General features: G+C 43.8%; 1 protein-coding gene and 1 pseudogene. One reads left to right on the top strand and one right to left on the bottom strand.

Features of this window, described 5'->3' with window-relative positions:
* Positions 1 to 75: 75 nt before the first annotated feature.
* A pseudogene (locus tag JMY06_RS11625) lies at positions 76 to 876 on the top strand (aromatic amino acid transaminase); the annotation flags it as partial.
* Positions 877 to 1,001: 125 nt separating this feature from the next.
* On the opposite strand, the gene JMY06_RS11630 reads toward JMY06_RS11625, so the two are convergent.
* On the bottom strand, positions 1,002 to 2,479 hold a 1,478-nt coding region (locus JMY06_RS11630; protein ID WP_201618405.1), incomplete at its 5' end, for a potassium/proton antiporter.

Here is a 2,479-nt window from a genome sequence, read left to right on the forward strand (position 1 = left end):
GTGGTTTGACTTTTATCGTCAGGCTGCTTGATTAAAATCTCCCAAGTTAATGTCTACGGATTTGACAGCAGAGGTCACATTGCCATCTTTGAAGGCTGTGATATCGAAGTGGACACTTACCCTTACTACGACAAAGCCACCAGTAGCATCAAATTCGATGAGATGGTCAGTTTTATTGAAAAGCTGAATAAACACGACGTGGTATTGCTGCACCCTTGTTGTCACAATCCCACCGGCATGGACTTGACGCAAGAGCAATGGGATAAAGTGCTGGACGTTATTAAACAGCGTGAGCTTATTCCCTTTATGGACATCGCTTATCAAGGTTTTGGCGAAGATATGGACAGTGATGCTTATGCTATTCGTAAAGCCGTCGATATGGATTTACCCTTGTTCGTTAGCAATTCATTTTCCAAAAATCTATCGCTATATGGTGAGCGTGTCGGCGGTCTATCGATGGTTTGCCCTACCGCAGACGAGGTCGAGCGCGTCTTTGGACAGCTTAACTTTATGGTACGTCGTATCTACACCAGCCCACCATCACATGGCGGACGTGTGGTCGATATCGTTATGAATGACGAGCAGTTACACCAGCAATGGATTGGCGAAGTTTATGGCATGCGAGATCGTATCAAAGCCATGCGCATAAAGCTTAAATCAGTGTTAGAAGCCAAGCTGCCCGAGCGCAATTTTGACTATATCACCCGTCAAAACGGTATGTTTAGCTTTACAGGACTGACTCCCGAGCAAGTCGAACGCTTACAAAGTGAGTTTGGGATTTATATGATATCTAACTCGCGCATGTGTGTGGCAGGCCTTAATGTCAATAACGTTGATTATGTTGCCAACGCCATAGCAGAAGTTTTGAAAGATTGATTGTTTATTTATTTAAGTAGAAAAAGCAGATAGCTTCAAATGACTTCTAATCCATATTCTTTAGAATTATAGAGAATTCTTGTGGTTATACATTAAAAAAAGCCCCATGTTAGGGCTTTTTATCTTTAATATTTTTGACGTTTTAAACCAATCGTTCTCAGTTTACCTTTGCTATCAACCTCTTTAATCACCAGCGACCATTCGTCATTAACGGCTACGGTGTCACCCGAGACAGGAGCCGTTTCTAAACTTGAAGTGACATATTCGGCCACGGTCTGTTGCCACATATTTTTTGATGGATCGTCAGTTTTAGACTTAAGCTTGCTGACCAAAGATTCAGATTGCATCACTCCTGTAAAAAATGGCAAATCGCCCAGCTTCACGCTTGGTGATAATAGCCAATCGCCATAAAAGTCATCGATTGCTTTGCGATTTAAGCTGGTATCATTAAAAATTTGGGCGATTTTGCTGGCATGATTACCGCGCATTGCGTACCACACATTATCACCAAATTTTAACTGGGTATTGTCATCCACTAATATTAGCTGTTGCCTACGCACTAAAGCAAAGACATTAATCTCATCAGGACTGATACGACTAGAAATACCTCTTGGATGCCGACCAGTCGCGAATGCGCCCGCTTTTACCTCAAACTCATACAAGGTAATACTTGCTTTATCCAACACCCAAACCTCATGCTCTTCTTTGGGTTCATCATTGGCAGGAATGCGTACCTTAAACAGATTTGCCATAATAGGAATGGTGGTTCCTTGTAATACCAAAGATAAAACCACTACCCCAAATGCGATATCAAACAACATAAAAGCGCCATCTACCGATGCCATAACGGGTAAAATCGCCAAAGTAATCGGCACCGCGCCACGTAAACCTACCCACGAAATAAAGCCAATCTCTCTGTCTTTGAATTTAAAAGGCTTTACGCTGGTGTAGACCGCAATAGGACGGGCGACCAATATCATAAAGGCTGCAATCGCTACCGAATAATACCAAACGTTGATGACGTTAGAGGGCGTAACAAGTAAGCCAAGTACCACGAAAAGTACCGCTTGCGATAACCATGCAAAACTGTCCATCACCCGTAGCACATGCTCGGTTGAGCGCACCTTATTATTGCCAATGATGACCCCAGCCAAATATACCGCCAAAAACCCACTACCGCCAATTAGATTGGTCGCTGCAAATACCGACAATCCCGCTGACAATATCAAAATGGCATACATCCCTTCTGCCAAATGCACCTTCGGCAATAGTTTGGATAATAAGAAGCCAGCGAGTAAGCCCATGGTCAACCCAAAGCCAAGTTGCTGCAATAGCAATTTTAAGAAGCTAAATACTGTCTGCCCAGCTGGGTCAACATTGAGGGCAATTAAACCCGTAACTAACAGAATGGCTAACGGGTCGTTGGCACCAGACTCCAATTCAAGGGTGGCTTGTACGCGATCGTTGAGCTTGACCCCGCCATTACGTAATAAAGAAAAAACTGCCGCCGCATCGGTCGAGCCGACTGAACCGCCCCGGGTTTGTCGGAGACTCATTAATCTGAGAGAATAGAACAATGAGTAAAAATACATACACCCCCGAG

The sequence above is a fragment of the Psychrobacter urativorans genome, assembly GCF_904846675.1.
Taxonomy (GTDB): Bacteria; Pseudomonadota; Gammaproteobacteria; order Pseudomonadales; family Moraxellaceae; genus Psychrobacter; species Psychrobacter urativorans_B.